Raw genomic sequence first — 17386 nt, 5'->3', positions numbered from 1 at the left:
TTGCCCGGTAATCGCGATCTCGGGGGACCGGCACGGTGGAGAAGTGGATCCTGCCCCTGGGGGAGGTCCCACACTGGCTCCATGATGAGCATCGGCGAATTCGCGGAGTTGACCGGACTGAGTCTGAAGGCGCTGCGCCTTTACGACGAACAGGGCCTGCTGAAGCCGACCTCGGTCGACCCGTGGTCGCGGCACCGGCGCTACAGCGCGTCCCAGTTCGAGCCGGCGATCCGGCTGAAGACACTGCGCGCGGCCGGCGTTCCGCTGGCCGACGCCCCCCGGCTCCTGGGCGAGGTTTCCGAGGCCGCCGGGGCGCTCGCCGAGCACCGCGCCCGGGTGCTCGCGGAGCGGGAACGCCAGGACGCCGCACTCGACGCCCTCGACCGGCTGCTGAGCGGCGAGGGCCGTCACGACTGGCAGGTGGAGGAGCGCCGGGCGGCGCGGCAGCACTGGGCGGGCGTCGTGTTGCCGGTGCCGCACGACGGCGACTCCGCCGAAGACATCGACGGTGCGAACGAGCGGGCCGATGAGGGGTTCGGTGCGCTGTGGCAGGCGCTGGCGGCGACCGGCAACGCCCCGACCGGGCCGTTCTGGTCGGCCTTCCGGGCCGCGTCCGACAGTGACACCGAGATCGAGCTCCTGTGCTGCTGGCCGGTCGCCCATCCGCTGCCCGCCGGATGGTCGATGCCGGGATGGACGGTCGAGACCGGCACCGTCGAGGACTCGCCCGAACTGGTGGTGCGCTGGCGATTCGACGACCCGGTGACGGTCGTCGACGGCGTCACGCATCCGGCCGTGCTCGCGTTGCTCACCACGGCGGAAGAGCGCGGCGTGGGCGTGGACCTGTCCCGGTTGCGCCAGATCGGGCTGATGGAGCAGGGAGAGGTCGTGGGGATGGAGGTCGCGATAACGGTGAACCGAGGGCCTGAGTGAATCACCTCGGTCGCGGCCGAGGCTTCGGCGGTGTGGCCGTCGTGCCGGCCCGGTGGTGTCGGACCCGGACCCAGATCGTCACCCGAACCACGCTCGCCCGATCGGGAACAGCGGACCACGGAACGGAACGCCTTCCGGCTACTCCTGCTCGCAAGGGCACATAGAGGCGGGCTGGTCGGCCCAGTACAGGGCGATGAACGGCTCCGCCCGGCAGGGGTGGTGCACGCGTTCGCGGGTGACGCGATAGCGGGCGCTGGTTTCGGGTTCCTCGGACGAGCGGCGCGGAACCGGCACGGTGAGGGTGCCGATGTCCTGGTCGATGTGGGTGAGCATGCCGTGGCAGGGACCGCCCAGGCAGATGGCGTTGTGGGATAGGTGGCCGTTCATGCGGGATAGGCGTGGGTCTCGGTCGCCTTGACCGCGGCCCAGACCTCCTGGCCGGGACTCAGGTCGAGGTCGGCGACGGCGGCGGGGGTGACGTCGGCAGAGGCGATGATCGGCCCGTCGAGGTGGATGCGGACGTTGTCGCCGTGCCGTTCGATTCCCTCGATCCTGGCCTGCCACAGGTTGCGGGGGGTGCCGTCCGGACGGGTGCGGTAGAGGGCGACGGCGCTGGGTGAGAAGGCGACGAACACGGGACCGTCGAGGTGTTCGGCGACGCTGAAGAGCACGCCGTCGACCTTGACGTGCTGACCGTCGCCGATGCCCCGATAGAGGTTGAGGCCGACCAGGCGGGCGACGTAGTCGGTGCGGGGACGGCGGGCCACCTCGGCCGGGGTGCCCTGCTGGACGATGGCGCCGTTCTCGACGACGACCAGCAGGTCGGCGAGCACCATGGCGTCCAGCGGGTCGTGGGTGACCAGGACGGTGGCGCCGTCGAAGTCGGCCAGATGCCGGCGCAGCTGGGAGCGGATCTCCAGCCGGGTGTGGGCGTCCAGCGCGGCCAGCGGCTCGTCCAGCAGCAGCATGCGGGGCTCCGCGGCCAGAGCGCGGGCCAGGGCGACGCGCTGGGCCTGGCCGCCCGACAGGTGCCGGGGCTTGGCGGTCGCGTGCTCGGCCAGGCCGACGCGCTCCAGCCAGGCGGCCGCGCCGCGGCGCGCGTCGGCTTTGGAAGCGCCGCGGCAGCGGGGTCCGAAGGCGACGTTGTCCAGTGCGGACAGGTGCGGGAAGAGCAGGTAGTCCTGGAAGACCATGCCGATCGGGCGGCGCTCGGCGGCGACCGTGTGAAGGGGGTCGCCGTCCAGGGTGATGTGGCCGTCCGACAGGGCGGTGAGCCCGGCCAGGGCGCGTAGCGCGGTGGTCTTCCCCGCGCCGTTGGGGCCGAGCAGGGCGACGACCTGGCCGGAGGCGACGGTGAGGTCGATGTCCAGGCGGAAACGGGGACGTTCGACGATGAGGTGCGCGCGCAGGATCATGAGCTGCCCACCCACCTGTCGCGCAGGCTGGCCAGGATGAGGGCGGAGACGGCCAGCAGGACGAGGCTGAGCACGATGGCCGCCTCGGGTTCGGTCTCCAGGGCGAGATAGACGGCCAGCGGCATGGTCTGGGTCTGCCCGGGGAAGTTGCCGGCGAAGGTGATGGTGGCGCCGAACTCGCCCAGGGCGCGAGCCCAGCACAGGACGGCTCCGGCCAGGATGCCCGGTGCGACCAGGGGCAGGGTGACGCGGCGGAAGATGATCCAGCGGGAGGCCCCCAGGGTGGCGGCGGCCTCCTCGAATCGCAGGTCGGCGGCGCGCAGCGCGCCTTCCACGCTGATGACCAGGAACGGCATGGCGACGAACGCCTCGGCGACCACGACCCCGGCGGTGGTGAACGGCAGGGTGACGCCGAAGGCGGTGTCCAGCCACTGGCCGATCATGCCGCGCCGTCCCAGCACGAGCAGCAGGGCGACGCCGCCCACCACCGGGGGCAGCACCAGGGGGACGGTGATCAGGGCCCGCACCAGGCGGCGGCCGGGGAAGGCGACGCGTGCCAGCAACCAGGCCAGCGGCACGCCGAGCAGCAGGCACGTCAGCGTGGCCAGGGTCGCGGTCACCAGCGACAGGCGCAGCGCCTCCAGCACCTGCGGCTCGGCCAGCCGCTGGGCCAGCGTGGACCAGGGGGCGCGCACCACCAGCCCGGCCAGCGGCAGCACCAGGAAGGCCATGCCGAGCACCGCCGGGACCAGGAGGATCCACGGGACGCGGCCTGCGGCGCCGGGTTCGCCGGCGCGGCTTGGCCGTACGGCTGTCATCCGCGTCATCGCCACACCTTCGAGCATGCGGCAGCGGACCGGATAGCCGTGCGGTGAGGGATGTCCACGGCTCCGTCTCGTCCATGGTTCCCGCGTTCCCGGCGACGCCTGGCGTCGCCGGGAACGCGGGAAGCCGGCAGGGGCTTCATCTCGCTCAGGGGGCCTCGAAGCCGGCCTTGGTCAGCACGTCCTTGCCCTGAGCGGACAGGACCAGGTCGACGAACTGCTTGGCCGTGTCGGACGCGGGCGCCTTGGACAGGGCGGCGATCGGGTAGTCGTTGATCGCCTTGTCGGCCTCGGGGAAGTCGATGCCCTTGACCTTGCCCCCGGAGGCCAGCACGTCGGTCTTGTAGACCAGGGCGGCATCGACCTCGCCGAGCTCGACCTTGGTCAACGTGGCCTTGACGTCCTGCTCCAGGGTGACCGGGGTGACCTTGAGCCCGGCCGCCTCCAGCGCCTTGACCGCCGCCGCCCCGCAGGGCACCTGCTGGGCGCACAGGGCGACCTTGACCTTCGGATCGGCCAGGTCCTTCAGGTCGTCGACCTTGGCCGGGTTGTCGGCCGGCACGGCGATCTCCAGCTTGTTGCGCACGAATGTGGTCGGGCTGGAGGCCAGGGAGGCGTCGGTGACGGTCTTCATGGTGGCCGGGCTGGCCGCGGCGAACACGTCGGCGGGCGCGCCCTGGGTGATCTGCTGGGCCAGCGTGGCGCTGGAGCCGAAGTTGAACTTCACCGTCGTCCCTGGATGGGCCGCCTCGAAGGACTTGCCCAGCTCGGTGAACGTGCCGGTCAGCGAGGCGGCGGCGAACACCGTCAACGTCGTGGCCCCGTTGCCGGAGGAAGCGGAGGCGGCCGGAGAGGTGCCCGCGGGGACGGCTTGCCCGCTGGAGCCGCAGCCGGACAGACCGGCGGCCAGCGCGAGGGCGATGGGGACCGTGGTGGCCCATCGGGACAGACGCGTGAACAACAGGGGCTCCTTACTGACTCACAGTGCGAGTGTGGTCGGCGATTTCCACGACGACGTTGGTGGACTTGATCACGGCGACCGCCACCACCCCCGCCTCCAGGCCCAGCTCGTCGGCCGACTGGCGGCTCATCAGCGAGACGACCCGGTACGGCCCGGCGGCGATCTCCACCTGGGCCATCACCGCGTCCTTGATCACCTCGGTCACGATCCCGCGCAGGCGGTTACGCGCCGAGGAGTGTCCCGAACCGTTCTCGGCCTCGATCTGGGAGCGCGCGAACGCGGCCAGATCCACACCGGCCACCATCCGGTGGCCGTGCTCGTCCCGGCGGGCCGGAAGTCGACCGGCGTCGATCCACCGGCGGACGGTGTCGGGGCTGACCCCCAGCAGCGCGGCGGCCTCGCTGATCCGAAACGTCGTCACGAACAATCACCATACCTTCGCACATTCAGGCTGTCTCACCCGCATCCCATGGCAACAGCGACGTGATCTACCGTGTTCGCATCGCACATGAGAGATCGGAGAGTGCTGATGTCCCCCCGTTCGCACCGGCGGCGCAGGCACGCTGTCACAGCCCTGCTGCTGGCCATGATTGTGTCGCTCACCGGCACCGGCACCGGCACCGCCGTCGCCACCGTGGCTCACCAGGCCCCGCACGCGGCACCCGTCAAGGTCCGCGGAGACGTCGATCATCCTCGCTCCTTCACCGCGGCACGGCTGCGCGCCCTGCCCCAGCACACCGTCCGCGTCCGCTACCGGACCTCCCACGGCCCCGAGAAGCACACCTTCACCGGGCCCCTGCTGCTGGACGTGCTCAGCCTGACCGAGCCGCGCTTCGACGCCGACGTCAAAAACGACCAGCTGCGTTTCTTTGCAGTGGCCACCGGCTCCGACGGCTACCGCGCGGCCGTCTCCTGGGCCGAACTCGATCCGGCCTTCTCCGGAAAGAAGGTTCTGCTGGCCGTCAGCGAGGACGGCAAGTCGCTGGACGGGCAAGGCCCGCGCCTGGTCGTCCCCGGTGACGTCAAGGGCGGCCGGTATGTCAGCGGTGTCGCTCGCGTCGACGTCGGCAACGCCGACGCCCTCGTGAACCGGCGCGGCTGACCCCGGACGCGGTGGCGGGCGCCGGCGCCCGTTCGGGCCGCCACCGCGGTCCCATCAGTCTTCGACGGCCACGATCAGGTCGGATGCCTTGACCACCGCGACCACCTTGCTGCCCTCCGACAGGCCCAGCTCCCGTGCGGCCTCCACGGTGATCGAGGCCACCAGGCGCACTCCGCTCGCATCCAGCTCGACGTTGGCCGTCGCCTCGCCATGAGTGATGGCGGTAACCCGGGCCGGAATCTTGTTGCGCGCGCTCAGTCGCATGACGCTCCCCTTGGCCGAGATCGTCGCCGGCTCTCCCGGCGCGTTCTTTCGACGGTAGATGACCTGGTGGAACGCCATGAGAGGCGACACGGCGTCATGAGCGTCGATTTCCGGGTCAGTTCTGAGGTTGCAGGGGGTGGGCGTAGACCAGGCGGAAGCGGTCGCCGGGGATGACGATGTCGCTGGTCTCCACCGGCCGGTCGCCGGCCCAGTGGGTGCGCTCGACATGCAGGACGTGGACGCCCGCAGGCAGGGCGAGCGCGTCACTCTCGGCGGGCTGGGGGACGCGGGTGTAGACCTGCTCCACTATTTCGGTGATCTTGACCCCGAGAGCGGACAGGCGGGCGATGAGGCCCCGGGGGTCGTCTTCGGCGGCGGGCTCGCTGAACTCGGCGGGCTCGTAGGAGGTCGCGAGCTGGACCGGCTTGCCGTCGCCGCGGAAGACGTAGTGGGTGCGGGTCACCGGGGCGGAGTCGCCCAGGCGCAGGCGCTGGGCGATGTCGGGGGTGGCCTCGGCCGGTTCGGCCCGGCGCTCCCAGGAGGCGCGGGTGCCCTGCGGCTGGATGTCGGCGCCGAGGGGGGCGTGGTGGTCGGGGAGGCGCCAGCGGTGCAGCGGTAGCAACACGGGCTGGGCGCGGACGTAGTGGCCGGAGCCGACACGGCCGACGATCAGGCCTTCGGCGGCGAGCACGCGCAGTGCGTGGCGGGCGGCGGTCTCGCCCACGCCGTACTTGCGGGTGAGCTGGGCGCGGGAGGGGATCGGCGCGCCGGGAGGAAGAGAGCCGTCGACGATCTGGCGGCGGATGTCGGCGACGACGCGCAGGTAGACAGGATCGGAGGTTGCCACGTGTCCATCCCTGAGTTCGGCAGGCGTCATCCCATCCTGTCGTATTCGGAAGACAACTCAGGGTAATGGAGGCAATTTGGAGCTCCAACTTTGAGAGGGCCTCCGGGAAAGTGGTTAAAAATATCTCAGGGGGTGTGTAACGCCCGCGTAAGGAGCCCCGATTCAACGGGAGAGGCCGCCGATGTGTGTACCCCCGAGCACATATCGGCGGCCTCTTTCATGCGTGCGGAATCGCCGGCCCCGCTAAGCCGACATGAGACCTGTTACCTCTTGTTGATTGACATATGGGACATAGTTCAGCCGTCGTTCTCGCGGCCCCCGGGATTGCGGCCCCGGAGCCGGACCGCCCGCCACGACATACCCCCTCGCAGGGTGTGCATCAGGGCATCACGGGGGAATATTCGCTCATGGGTCCATCGGTGTACGGAGGCTAGGCGGGGTGGCGAGGTCCACCGTCTCCAGGGATCCAGGTACCGTTCGGTCTATGGCAGCGCCAACTGGAACCTCCGACGCACCCTTCGGCCGCATGCTGACCGCCATGGTCACGCCGTTCACCGGCCAGGGCGCGGTCGACTACGAAGGAGTGCAGCGTCTGGCCACCTATCTGGTGGACGAGCAGCGCAACGACGGCCTCATCGTGAGTGGCACGACGGGTGAGTCCCCGACCACCTCCGACGATGAGAAAGAGCGCATCCTGCGCGCCGTCGTGGAGGCGGTCGGCGATCGTGCCGCCGTCGTGGCCGGAGCGGGCAGCAACGACACCCACCACAGCGTCGAGCTGGCCCGGACCGCCGAGCGCGCCGGAGCCCACGGCCTGCTGCTGGTGACGCCGTACTACAGCAAGCCGCCGCAGGAGGGGCTCTACCGCCACTTCACCGCCGTGGCCGACGCCACCGGCCTGCCGGTCATGCTCTACGACATCCCGGGCCGAAGCGGCGTGCCGATCCAGGTCGACACCCTGCTGCGGCTGGCCCGTCACGAGCGGATCGTCGCCGTGAAGGACGCCAAGGCCGACCTGTTCGCCGGATCGCAGGTGATGGCGGCCACCGACCTGGCCTTCTACTCGGGCGACGACACGCTGAACCTGCCATGGCTGTCGGTCGGGGCCGCCGGATGCGTCAGCGTCATCGGGCACGTCGTGGGCGCGGAGATCGCCAGGATGATGGAGCTGTACCGCTCGGGCGACGTGTCCGGCGCGCTGGCCGTCCATCGCAGGCTGCTGCCCGTGGTCTCCGGGATCATGACGCAGGCCGGTGGTGCGATCATGGCCAAGGCGGCGCTGACCCTGGTGGGGCGATCCGCGGGACCGGCGCGACTGCCGTTGGTGGAGGCCACCGAGGGGCAGATCGCGCGGCTGAGAGAAGACTTGATCGCGGGCGGCGTGAAGCTGTCCGACGGGGTTGTGTCATGAGAAGGAACGTGGCGGCCGGCATCGGCCGCAGTGGGGAGGAAAGGGAGTTTGAACAACAGAGGACATAGCGGTCCGCTGGAGATCGGAGTGCTTGGCGAGGGAGCAGTCCTGCCGTCCGGGGGAACCGCCGACGCCTGCAAGAGAGGTGCGGCCGAATGAGTCACCCCCACCCCGAACTCGGGCCGCCTCCGGCGATTCCCGAAGGCGCGCTGCGCATCGTCGCGCTGGGCGGTCTCGGTGAGATCGGCCGGAACATGGCGGTGTTCGAGTACGACGGTCGTCTGCTGATCGTCGACTGCGGAGTGCTGTTCCCCGAGCCCGACCAGCCGGGCATCGACCTGATCCTGCCCGACTTCGACTACATCCGGGACCGCCTGGACGACGTCGAGGCCCTGGTGCTGACCCACGGTCACGAGGACCACATCGGTGCCGTGCCGTACCTGCTGCGCGAGCGTCGTGACATACCGATCGTGGGGTCGAAGCTGACGCTGGCACTGGTCGAGGCGAAGCTCACCGAGCACCGTATCCAGCCGGTCAAGGTCGAGGTCGTCGAGGGGGAGCGGCGCTGGTTCGGGCCGTTCGAGACGGAGTTCTTCGCGGTCAACCACTCGATCCCGGACGCGCTGGCCGTCGCGATCAGGACGCCGGCGGGCATCGTGCTGCACACCGGGGACTTCCGGATGGACCAGCTGCCGATGGACGGGCGGCTGACCGACCTGGGCGGGTTCGCCAGGCTCGGGGCCGAGGGCGTCGACCTGCTGATGTCGGACTCGACCAACGCCGAGGTGCCGGGCTTCGTCACCAGCGAGCAGGAGATCGCGCCGGTCATCGACGAGGTGATCCGCACCGCGGACAAGCGGGTGATCGTGGCGAGCTTCGCCTCCCACGTCCACCGCGTCCAGCAGGTCATGAACGCCGCGGCGCACCACGGCCGCAAGGTCGCGCTGATCGGCCGCTCCATGGTGCGCAACATGGGCATCGCCCGCGACCTCGGCTACCTCGACGTGCCGCCGGATCTGATCATCGACTCCAAGGACATCGAGACCTACCCGCCGGAGGACCTGGTGCTCATCTGCACCGGTTCCCAGGGAGAGCCGATGGCCGCGCTTTCACGCATGGCCAACCGCGACCACCCGATCCGGGTGACCGAGGGCGACACCGTGCTGCTGGCCTCCTCGCTGGTGCCCGGCAACGAGAGCGCCGTCAACAAGGTGATCAACGGGCTGGTCCGCTGGGGCGCCCGCGTGGTGCACAAGGGCAACGCGAAGGTGCACGTCTCCGGCCACGCCGCCGCGGGCGAGCTGCTCTACCTGCTCAACGTCACCCGGCCGTCCAACTTCATGCCGGTGCACGGCGAGTGGCGCCACATGCGGGCGCACGCCAAGATCGCCGCCGAGAGCGGGGTGCCCGAGGACCACATCGTGATCGCCGAGGACGGGGTCGTGGTGGACCTCGTCGACGGCCGGGCGAAGATCGTGGGCGCGGTTCCCGCCGGTTACGTCTACGTGGACGGCACCTCCGTGGGCGACGTCACCGACTTCGCGCTGAAGGACCGGCGGATCCTGGGCGAGGAGGGATTCATCTCCATCGTCGTGGTGGTCGACACCGCCAACGGCAAGCTGGCCGGCGGTCCGGAGATCCACGCCCGGGGATCGGGAATCGACCCCGACCGGCTGATGGAGGTCCTCCCGCAGATCGAGAAGGCCCTGGAGGAGAACGCGGCCGACGGGGTGGTCGAGATCCAGCAGATCCGCCGGGTGATCCGCAGGACCGTGGGGCGCTGGGTGAGCGACACCTACCGTCGCCGGCCGATGATCGTCCCCGTGGTGATCGAGGTCTGACGGGAAGACGGCTCCCGCCTGGGTGGGGACCTCACCGGGTCCGCACCCAGGTGCTCAGGCATCCTTGCGACCCGCCTGGGAGCCGGCCGTTCAGGGAAGACGGCCGACGTGCGCGAGGGCCTGCTTCAGCAGAACACCCTGCCCGCCGGCCATCTCCTGCTGCACCAGCGGGGAGGCCGCCTCTTCCGGCGTGAACCAGTCGAGGTCGAGAGCGTCCTGGCGGGGACGGCAGTCGCCGGCCACCGGGACGATGTAGGCGAGGGACACGGCGTGCTGGCGCGGGTCGTGATACGGGGTGACGCCCGGCGTCGGGAAATACTCGGCGATCGTGAACGGCTGCGGGGAGGCCGGAACGTGGGGCAGTGCCACGGGGCCGAGGTCCTTCTCCAGATGGCGCAGCAGCGCGTCGCGGACGCGTTCGTGGTGGAGAACCCGCCCGGAGACCAGGGCCCGGCTGACTGTTCCTTCTGGTGTGATGCGCAGCAGCAGACCGACGCTGGTCACCACACCGGTGTCGTCGACTCGCACAGGCACGGCGTCGATGTAGAGGATCGGCATCCGCCCCCGCGCCGACTCCAGCTCTTCCGGGGAAAGCCATCCAGGCACGGTTTCGGTCTTTTCAGTCACCCGCTGATCGTACTTCCCGGCCCGATCCCGGCGATGCGGTGATCCGCCCGACACGCCCGCCGCCTTTCGGCGTCCCACAACGGGATGGAGGTACGGCACGCCACCGCATCCGGCTCCGTCAACGCAACAGGTTCTCCACCTCCTCCCGCGTCGCCGGTCTTCCGGTCCCTCCCCGGCCGGAGAGGCTGATCGTGGAGGCCGCCATGCCGGCGCGGACGGCGACGTCCAGGGAGGCGCCCCGCGACATGAACGCGCAGACCGTGCCCGCGAGGACATCTCCCGCCCCTGTCTGGTCGACGACCCGCTCCGCGGGGAACACCGGGATCCGCACCGGCTCCCTTCCTGACTCGGCCAGCAGCACGCCGTTCTCACCGAGGGTGACGGCCACGGCCGCGGCCCCCATGGCGAGACAGGCGCGGGCGACCTCGGAGGGGTCGGTGAGGCCGACGAGCGCGCCACCGTCGCCCGGGCAGGAGATCTTGATCAGGGCGGCGTGCGGGGCGACGTCCCGCAGGACCGCGGCGGCGGCCTCCGGGGTGGTGAGGCGCGGGCGGAAGTTCGGGTCGTAGACGACCCGCCCCGAGGCCGTCTCGGCCGCGTGTCGTACGGCCTGACCGCACGAGCCGGAGATCGCCGCGGTGATGCCGCTGAGCAGGACCACACGGCTCTCCGCGATCGGGGAGCGGTCCACGTCCGTCCGGTCCATGCGTGAGGCCGCGCTGCCGTACCGGAGGTAGGCGAAGGACCGCTCGCCCGACGGGTCGGCTCCGACCGCGTAGGCGCCCGTCGCGCCCTCTCCCCGGATCATCCACCGCGGATCCACGCCGTGCCCGGAGGCGAAGCGGATCAGGCGTTCGCCGAACTCGTCGCTTCCCACGCGGGTCACCAGCGCCACCCGCGCGCCCTGCGCGGCCGCGGCCACCGAGGCGTTGAGCGCGTCACCGGAGAAGGACAGGTGAAAGGTCTCTGCCTCGGGCAGGGATTGGTCCGCGGAGAACTCCACGAGCGGCTCGCCCAGTACGACCACGTCCACGACGGCTCCTTTGCTCCATGCAACGGATGCGATCTTAAGTTGTGCCACAACGTGGAACGAAGGCCGGTATGCCCGGGATCACTGCCGAGCCGAGCTCGGGGGTGTCCTTGACGGCGCCGGGAGTTCGCCGCCGCGGCGCCGGAAGCCGCCGCGGGCATCTCCGGCGAGCCTCCGCGCGATCCACCATCCGTCTCGTTAGCCTCACTAGCATGGCCACCCGTACGTCTAAAGGCGCCTCAGGTAAGACCTCTGCCAAGGGGTCCTCTGGCCGGTCCGGATCCACCGCACCCCGTACGGCTCCCGCGAAGCGGGCGTCCGCCGCGCGGGCGAGGAGCACGACCTCGGCCCGCAGGCCCGCGGCGCCGAACCAGGACCCGATCGGCTGGGTTTTCACCATGATCGGCAAGTTGTTCATGGGGATCTGGATGCTGCTCGCGGGTGGCATCGGGAGCGCGGCGCGCGCGCTGGGGAAGAACGCGCGCGAGCTGGACCCGGTGCATCGCCGCGACGGGCTCGGCCTGGCGGTGTTCTCCGGGGCGATCGTGCTGGCCGCGATGACCTGGCGGGAGACCACGGGCACGGTCTCCACGGTGGTCAACAGCGTCATGCACGGCGTGTTCGGGTCGCTGGCCTGGCTGATCCCGATCCTGCTGGCGCTGCTGGCCTGGCGGCTGCTGCGGCACCCGGACCAGAACGCCGACACCGGCCGGATGAGCATCGGGTGGTCCGCGCTCACCGTCGGCGTGCTCGGCATCGTGCACGTCGTGCACGGCACGCCGTACCCGTCGGGAGGCGGCTCCGACGGCATGGACAAGGTGTCGGCCGCCGGCGGCATGATCGGCTTCATCGTCTCGGCGCCTCCGGCGAGCATCCTGCCCGCGTTCATCACCATCCCGCTGCTGCTGATCCTGTCGGGTTTCGGCGTCCTGGTGATCACCGCCACCCCGGTGCACCGGATTCCGGAGCGGCTGGCCGAGATCAGGCACATGCTCTTCAACAAAGACCTCCCGGCCAGGTCTCGCGAGCCAAGGAAGCGCCCGGCGCGCAAGAAGCCGGGCGAGCAGTCGGAGGTCGGCGACAACGTCAGGCCGTACGACACCCCGCTCGTCACCGACGCGCAGAGCAAACCCGCCGACCAGTCACTGGAGATCGTGCCCGGGATGGCGGAGGAGGAGCCGCCGGCTCCGGCCCCGCGGCCCGCGCCGCCCGAGCCGACCCCGGCGCCGCGCAAGGTGGAGCAGCTCGTGCTCTCGTCGCAGAGCGGGCCGTACATCCTGCCGGACGTCCAGGTCCTGCGCTCGGGCACCGCGCCCAAGCCCCAGACCAAGGCCAACACCGTCGTGGTCAACGCGCTGACCAGCGTGATGGAGCAGTTCGCCATCGACGCCCAGGTCATCGGGTTCACCCGTGGGCCGACGGTGACGCGTTACGAGATCGAGCTCGGCCCGGCGGTCAAGGTCGAGAAGGTCACCGCGCTCACCAAGAACATCGCCTACGCGGTCAAGTCGGCAGATGTCCGGATCCTGAGCCCGATTCCCGGAAAGTCGGCGATCGGCGTCGAGATCCCGAACACCGACAAGGATCTCGTGTCGCTGGGCGACATCCTGCGCTCCCAGGTGGCCCAGGCCGACCACCATCCGATGATCGTCGGCCTGGGCAAAGACGTCGAAGGCCGCACGATCGTGGCCAACCTGGCCAAGATGCCGCACCTGCTCATCGCGGGTGCCACCGGCGCCGGTAAGTCGGTCTGCGTCAACGGCCTCATCTCCTCGATCCTGATGCGCGCCACCCCCGACGAGGTCCGGATGGTGCTGGTCGACCCCAAGCGGGTCGAGCTCAGCGTCTACGAGGGCATCCCCCACCTCATCACGCCGATCATCACCAATCCCAAGAAGGCGGCCGAGGCCCTGGAGTGGGTGGTGGGCGAGATGGACCGCCGCTACGACGACCTGGCGGCCAGCGGCTTCCGGCACGTCGACGACTTCAACAAGGCGGTGCGCGCGGGCAAGCTCGTGCCGCCGCCGGGCAGCGAGCGGGTCTACCAGCCCTATCCGTATCTGCTGGTGATCGTGGACGAGCTCGCCGACCTGATGATGGTCGCCCCGCGCGACGTCGAAGACTCCATCGTCCGCATCACCCAGCTCGCCCGCGCCGCCGGCATCCACCTGGTGATCGCCACCCAGCGCCCGTCGGTGGACGTCGTCACCGGCCTGATCAAGGCCAACGTGCCGTCCCGGCTCGCGTTCGCCACCTCCAGCCTCGCCGACAGCCGGGTCATCCTGGACCAGCCGGGTGCCGAGAAGCTGGTCGGCCAGGGTGACTCGCTGTTCCTTCCGATGGGCGCGAGCAAACCCATGCGACTGCAGAACGCCTTCGTCTCCGAGAAGGAGATCGCCGAGGTCGTGGCGCACTGCAAGGCCCAGATGACGGTCGAATACCGCGACGACGTGGCGGCCGTGGCCTCCTCGAAGAAGGAGATCGACGAGGACATCGGCGACGACCTCGACCTGCTGATCCAGGCGGCCGAGCTGATCGTGACCACCCAGTTCGGCTCGACCTCGATGCTCCAGCGCAAACTGCGGGTGGGCTTCGCCAAGGCGGGCCGCCTGATGGACCTGCTGGAGAGCCGAAACGTGGTCGGCCCGAGCGAAGGTTCAAAGGCGCGAGAGGTGATGGTCAAGCCTGACGAACTTCCCGGGCTTCTGGCTGACTTGCGTGGAGAATGACCCCCCGCCGTACGACTTCCCTCCCATTACTGATTGAATAGGACTCACTACGCAGCGTCGGGGGCTGAAGGGCGTGCGACATGAGCATCGGTAGCAGTTTGGCGGAGGCACGTCGGGCGGCGGGACTGACCGTCGGGCAGTTGAGCGCGCGCACGCGCATTCGTGAGGCGCTGATCCACGCGATCGAGCGCGACGACTTCTCCCTGTGCGGGGGAGACTTCTACGCGCGAGGGCACGTCCGCAACATCTCCAAGGTCATCGGGCTGGATCCCGAGGCCATGGTGCACTCGTACGACGAGTTGCACGGGGGTGTGCCGCTGCCGGTGCGGGCGGCCAGCGTGTTCCAGGCCGAGAAGCCCATCAAGATCCGGGAGAGCCGCTCGCCCAACTGGACGACCGCCATGGCGGTCGCGCTGGGCATCATTGTGATCTTCGGCGTGGTGAAGATGATGGGCGGGACCGACGAAACGCCCACGGCCGACGTCCGTCCGGGGGCGCCGTCGGCGTCCTCGAAGGGTGCGGCCGACGCGGCGCGCAAGGCGGCTTCGCTGTCCGCCGCCAAGCAGGGCGATCTGATCGTCCTGCAGGCCAAGGCGACGCGTTCGTCCTGGCTCGACGTGAAGGACGCGGTCGGTCACAAGATCTTCTCGGGCACGCTGGAGGAGGGCAAGACCTCCGTGTGGCAGGCGAAGAGGGGGATGCGGGTCTCCTTCAGCGATGGGGGAGCCGTCTCGCTGCAGCTGAACGGAAAGGACATCGGGGCCCCCGGTCCTTCGGGAGAGGCCGTCAGCCGCTCCTACGGCAACCCGACCCCTTAGGGGTCGTCGGCGAGACCTCGCCGACACCGTCGGTGAGCGTGGCGTCATGATTCCGGCCGGCGAAGCGGGACGAGTCGATCCGGTCGTCGAACCACCCGATCACGCGGGCTGGGCCGAGGCCCGGAGCGCCGTCACCGCGGGGCCGAGCCCCTCTACGGCGGCCCGGTCCAGGGCGGCGGTCAGCGTCTCCTCGTAGGTGCCGCCGGCTCCGTTCTTCCTGGCCCGGCCCTCCTCGGTGATGACCGTGTAGACGCCGCGGCGGTCGTTGGCGCACAGGTCGCGGCGGGTGAGCCCGGCCGCCTCCAGCCGCGCCACCAGGCGGGTCACCGAGCTCTGATTGAGGCCGAGCAGATCGGCCAGCTCCTGCATGCGCAGTTCGCCGTCCGCGGCCGTGGACAGATGGCACAACGCCCGATATTCCGACAGGCCCAGGCCGTGTCGCTGGAGTGCGTCGGCCAGTTCACGCTCCACCCGGGCGTGCAGCCGGACCACCCCGACCCACATGTCGTCGTCGATCGTCGCCATCGATTCTCCTTCGTGTTGACAGCCACTCTACATGTATGTACAGACTATGCATGTACAAGCAAATATCTGAGGAAACGAGTTCCGACATGGCATGGATCTACCTGCTCATCGCGGCTGTCTTCGAGGTCGTCTTCGCGCTCGGCACCAACGCCACCGAAGGATTCACCCAGCTCGGCCCGTCCCTGCTGACCGTGGCCGCGGCCGCGGGCGGGATCTTCTTCCTCAGCCTGGCGCTCAAGACGCTGGACGTGGGTGTCGGCTACACCGTCTGGACCGGCATCGGTTCGGTCGGCACGGTCATCTTCGGCACGGTCATCTTCGGTGAGTCGATCAATCCGTGGAAGATCCTGGCCTTCGTGCTGATCATCGGCGGCGTGCTGGGGCTCAAGCTCGCCGACCGCCTTTCCAAGAGCGAGCCCACCGCCGCCTGACAACCCCACACATCTCACCCAAGAAAAGAAGCATCATGGCCTGGATCTACCTCTCCATCGCGATCGTCTTCGAGATCGGTTTCGCGCTCGGCACCAACGCCACCCAGGGCTTCACCCGGCTGTGGCCCTCCGTCTTCACCCTGCTGTCCGCCGCGGGCGGCATCTTCACCCTCAGCCTGGCCCTGAGGTCCCTGGACGTCGGTGTCGGCTACACCATCTGGACCGGCATCGGCTCCATCGGCACCGTCGTCCTCGGTGCGCTGATCTACAAGGAGAAGATCACCCCGGCCAAGCTCGCCTCCTTCGCCTCGATCATCGGCGGCGTCATCCTGCTCAAGCTCGCCGCCGGGATCTGACCGCCATGCCGGGCTCCACCACCCCCAGCTGGCTCACCGACCGCCTCACCCAGGCCGTCGACCTGGCCACCGCCGAAGTCGAGGCGGGCGGGATCCCCTTCTCCGGGCTCGTCGTCGACGACGCGGGCACCGTCCTGGGATCCGGCGTCAACCGGGTCCGCGCCGATCGGGACCCGACTGCCCACGCGGAGGTCGTCGCCATCCGCGACGCCGCCCGCCGGCACGGCACGGGCGCCCTCATCGGCTCCACCCTGATCGCCTCGGGCGAGCCCTGCCCCCTGTGCTACGTGGCCGCCCTGTGGTCGGGCGTCGGCCGCATCGTCTTCGCCGCCGACCGGCACGCCGCCGCGGCCGCCGGCTTCGACTACGCCTCCTCTTACTCCCTGTTCGCCGTCCCGCCCGAGAGGTGGGACATCCCTGTCGAGCACCTGCCGATCCCGGGCTCTCAAGCCCCGTTCGCCGCCTGGAGGAACACGCGATGAGCGTCCACGTGCAGATCTGGTCCGACTATGTCTGCCCGTTCTGCCTGCTGGCCAAGAAGCCCATCGACGAGGCCGTCGACGGCCTGGACGTCGAGGTGGAGTGGATGCCGTTCGAGCTGCGCGCCGAGCCGGTCCCGGCACTGCGGCCCGAGGGCGACTACCTGCAAGGCGTCTGGCAGCGCGTGGTCTACCCGATGGCGCGGCGGATGGGCGTTGACATCCACCTGCCCGCGGTGTCGCCCCAGCCGTACAGCAGGCTCGCCTTCGAGGGCTATCAGTACGCCAAGGAGCACGGCCTCGGCACCGCCTACAACGATCGGATACTGCGCGCGTTCTTCCAGGACGGGCTGGACATCGGCGACCCGGACGTGCTGACCGGGCTGGCCGCCGAGCTCGGCCTGCCCGCGCAGGACTACCGCGCCGCCCTCGACGGCGGCACCTATCGCCAGGCCCACCAGGCAGCCCTCGGCCAGGCCCAGGCGCGCGAGATCACGGTGGTCCCGACCATCCTCGTCGGCGGACGTCACCGCGTCGAGGGCGTGCCCGACGCCGGAGAGCTCCGCAGGGCCGTCGAGGACGCGCTGCCCCGGCCGCGGGCGGGAGCGGCCTGCGGGATCAGCGGATGCTGAATCCCGCGGCGGGGGGGGGGGGGGGCGCGGCCGGCGGCCCCCCCCCGGCCCCCCCCCCCCCCCCCCCCCCCCCCCCCCCCCCCCCCCCCCCCCCCCCCCCCCCCCCCCCCCCCCCCCCCCCCCCCCCCCCCCCCCCCCCCCCCCCCCCCCCCCCCCCACGT

Annotated in this window: 20 protein-coding genes; 10 read left to right on the top strand and 10 right to left on the bottom strand. The window is 70.3% G+C overall.

What is annotated here, in order from left to right; genetic code table 11:
* The first annotated feature begins 81 nt into the window (after positions 1–81).
* Positions 82–933, top strand: coding sequence for a MerR family DNA-binding transcriptional regulator (locus ACFY2X_RS09520; protein WP_389934909.1), 852 nt, complete (start codon positions 82–84; stop codon positions 931–933).
* Positions 934–1071: 138 nt separating this feature from the next.
* Here the strand turns inward: ACFY2X_RS09520 and ACFY2X_RS09515 are convergent, their stop codons facing one another.
* The 5 genes from ACFY2X_RS09515 to ACFY2X_RS09495 all read right to left on the bottom strand — a co-directional run bounded on the left by ACFY2X_RS09515 (position 1072) and on the right by ACFY2X_RS09495 (position 4554).
* Entirely contained in the window at positions 1072–1320 is a 249-nt protein-coding gene (locus tag ACFY2X_RS09515; RefSeq protein ID WP_389934907.1) for a hypothetical protein, read from the bottom strand.
* Positions 1317–2348, bottom strand: a complete 1032-nt coding sequence (locus ACFY2X_RS09510; RefSeq protein WP_389934905.1) for an ABC transporter ATP-binding protein — start codon at positions 2346–2348, stop codon at positions 1317–1319. The genes ACFY2X_RS09515 and ACFY2X_RS09510 overlap by 4 nt, the downstream gene beginning before the upstream one ends.
* Entirely contained in the window at positions 2345–3175 is an 831-nt protein-coding gene (locus ACFY2X_RS09505; protein WP_389934902.1) for an ABC transporter permease, read from the bottom strand. Before ACFY2X_RS09505 ends, ACFY2X_RS09510 begins: the two co-directional genes overlap by 4 nt.
* Positions 3176–3320: 145 nt before the next feature.
* Complete coding sequence (gene modA / locus ACFY2X_RS09500; protein WP_389934899.1) at positions 3321–4133, bottom strand: molybdate ABC transporter substrate-binding protein; 813 nt, start codon at positions 4131–4133, stop codon at positions 3321–3323.
* 10 nt (positions 4134–4143) lie between these two features.
* Positions 4144–4554: a molybdopterin-binding protein gene (locus tag ACFY2X_RS09495; protein ID WP_389934896.1), complete on the bottom strand. Its 411-nt coding sequence runs from the start codon at positions 4552–4554 to the stop codon at positions 4144–4146.
* A 108-nt stretch (positions 4555–4662) separates the two neighbouring features.
* On the opposite strand from ACFY2X_RS09495, the gene ACFY2X_RS09490 reads away from it, so the two are divergent.
* Positions 4663–5235: a molybdopterin-dependent oxidoreductase gene (locus ACFY2X_RS09490; RefSeq protein WP_389934893.1), complete on the top strand. Its 573-nt coding sequence runs from the start codon at positions 4663–4665 to the stop codon at positions 5233–5235.
* A gap of 54 nt (positions 5236–5289) precedes the next feature.
* On the opposite strand, the gene ACFY2X_RS09485 is transcribed toward ACFY2X_RS09490, so the two are convergent.
* Positions 5290–5589: a molybdopterin-binding protein gene (locus ACFY2X_RS09485; RefSeq protein WP_389934891.1), complete on the bottom strand. Its 300-nt coding sequence runs from the start codon at positions 5587–5589 to the stop codon at positions 5290–5292.
* Between the two features lie 25 nt (positions 5590–5614).
* Positions 5615–6346 carry a GntR family transcriptional regulator gene (locus ACFY2X_RS09480; protein ID WP_389934888.1) on the bottom strand — a complete coding sequence of 244 codons (732 nt, stop codon included), beginning with the start codon at positions 6344–6346 and terminating at the stop codon, positions 5615–5617.
* Between the two features lie 484 nt (positions 6347–6830).
* On the opposite strand from ACFY2X_RS09480, the gene dapA reads away from it, so the two are divergent.
* Both dapA and ACFY2X_RS09470 read left to right on the top strand, forming a co-directional pair.
* Entirely contained in the window at positions 6831–7757 is a 927-nt protein-coding gene (gene dapA, locus ACFY2X_RS09475) for a 4-hydroxy-tetrahydrodipicolinate synthase (protein WP_389934885.1), read from the top strand.
* A 155-nt stretch (positions 7758–7912) separates the two neighbouring features.
* Positions 7913–9598: a ribonuclease J gene (locus tag ACFY2X_RS09470; RefSeq protein ID WP_389934883.1), complete on the top strand. Its 1686-nt coding sequence runs from the start codon at positions 7913–7915 to the stop codon at positions 9596–9598.
* A gap of 90 nt (positions 9599–9688) precedes the next feature.
* On the opposite strand, the gene ACFY2X_RS09465 is transcribed toward ACFY2X_RS09470, so the two are convergent.
* Positions 9689–10225, bottom strand: coding sequence for an NUDIX hydrolase family protein (locus ACFY2X_RS09465; protein WP_389934880.1), 537 nt, complete (start codon positions 10223–10225; stop codon positions 9689–9691).
* Positions 10226–10343: 118 nt separating this feature from the next.
* On the bottom strand, positions 10344–11258 hold the full coding sequence (locus tag ACFY2X_RS09460) for a sugar kinase (protein WP_389934878.1): 915 nt from the start codon (positions 11256–11258) through the stop codon (positions 10344–10346).
* A 209-nt stretch (positions 11259–11467) separates the two neighbouring features.
* Between ACFY2X_RS09460 and ACFY2X_RS09455 the strand changes: the two genes are divergently transcribed.
* Both ACFY2X_RS09455 and ACFY2X_RS09450 read left to right on the top strand, forming a co-directional pair.
* Positions 11468–13984 carry a DNA translocase FtsK gene (locus ACFY2X_RS09455; RefSeq protein WP_389934876.1) on the top strand — a complete coding sequence of 839 codons (2517 nt, stop codon included), beginning with the start codon at positions 11468–11470 and terminating at the stop codon, positions 13982–13984.
* Positions 13985–14064: 80 nt separating this feature from the next.
* Positions 14065–14802 carry a helix-turn-helix domain-containing protein gene (locus ACFY2X_RS09450; RefSeq protein ID WP_389934874.1) on the top strand — a complete coding sequence of 246 codons (738 nt, stop codon included), beginning with the start codon at positions 14065–14067 and terminating at the stop codon, positions 14800–14802.
* Positions 14803–14901: 99 nt separating this feature from the next.
* On the opposite strand, the gene ACFY2X_RS09445 is transcribed toward ACFY2X_RS09450, so the two are convergent.
* Positions 14902–15327, bottom strand: coding sequence for a MarR family winged helix-turn-helix transcriptional regulator (locus ACFY2X_RS09445; RefSeq protein WP_389934871.1), 426 nt, complete (start codon positions 15325–15327; stop codon positions 14902–14904).
* 86 nt (positions 15328–15413) lie between these two features.
* Here ACFY2X_RS09445 and ACFY2X_RS09440 point away from each other — a divergent pair, with 86 nt between their 5' ends.
* From ACFY2X_RS09440 to ACFY2X_RS09425, 4 genes are read left to right on the top strand one after another with little or no spacing between them, the layout of a single operon-like run.
* A complete protein-coding gene (locus tag ACFY2X_RS09440; RefSeq protein WP_389934869.1) occupies positions 15414–15758 on the top strand; it encodes a DMT family transporter in 345 nt (114 codons plus the stop codon).
* Positions 15759–15793: 35 nt separating this feature from the next.
* On the top strand, positions 15794–16114 hold the full coding sequence (locus ACFY2X_RS09435; RefSeq protein WP_389934866.1) for a DMT family transporter: 321 nt from the start codon (positions 15794–15796) through the stop codon (positions 16112–16114).
* Between the two features lie 5 nt (positions 16115–16119).
* Entirely contained in the window at positions 16120–16596 is a 477-nt protein-coding gene (locus tag ACFY2X_RS09430) for a nucleoside deaminase (RefSeq protein ID WP_389934863.1), read from the top strand.
* The gene (locus ACFY2X_RS09425) at positions 16593–17225 is read left to right on the top strand and encodes a DsbA family protein (RefSeq protein ID WP_389934860.1); all 633 of its coding nucleotides are present in this window, start codon (positions 16593–16595) and stop codon (positions 17223–17225) included. The genes ACFY2X_RS09430 and ACFY2X_RS09425 overlap by 4 nt, the downstream gene beginning before the upstream one ends.
* Positions 17226–17386 lie beyond the last annotated feature (161 nt).

Source organism: Streptosporangium sp. NPDC000396, assembly GCF_042898655.1.
Taxonomy (GTDB): Bacteria; Actinomycetota; Actinomycetes; order Streptosporangiales; family Streptosporangiaceae; genus Streptosporangium.
Note: the sequence above shows the minus strand (reverse complement) of the source record. Positions and strands in the feature narration are given on the sequence as shown.